This window comes from Phaeobacter sp. S60, from assembly GCF_000826845.1.
Taxonomy (GTDB): domain Bacteria; phylum Pseudomonadota; class Alphaproteobacteria; order Rhodobacterales; family Rhodobacteraceae; genus Phaeobacter; species Phaeobacter piscinae.
In genome coordinates this window covers 1-316 of the sequence record NZ_JSWJ01000055.1, presented here as the reverse complement: position 1 = coordinate 316, position 316 = coordinate 1, and the positions used below count along the sequence as shown (strand labels likewise).

Genomic DNA, 316 nt, shown 5'->3' with positions numbered 1-316 from the left:
CGCAAAGTGCTGGTTAACGATAAAGGTGGCAACCTGATGGTTCTGCCGTTAGACCAGATGCTGAAAGGTGGTAACGCCCCTGCGGCGAAGAGCGATAACGGTGCCAGCAATCTGCTGCGTCTGCCGCCAGCCTCTTCCTCCACAACCAGTGGAGCAAGCAACACGTCGTCCACCAGTCAGGGCGATATTATGGACCAACGCCGCGCCAACGCGCAGCGTAACGACTACCAGCGTCAGGGGGAATAACGATGCGTAAGTCAGTTATCGCGATTATCATCATCGTGCTGGTAGTGCTTTACATGTCTGTCTTTGTCGT

General features: G+C 54.7%; 1 protein-coding gene. It reads left to right on the top strand.

Going from position 1 to position 316, the window contains the following annotated elements; translation table 11 throughout:
• A partial coding sequence (locus OO25_RS22100) for a hypothetical protein (RefSeq protein ID WP_040183034.1) occupies positions 1-246 on the top strand: 246 nt, incomplete at its 5' end.
• Positions 247-316: the final 70 nt, after the last annotated feature.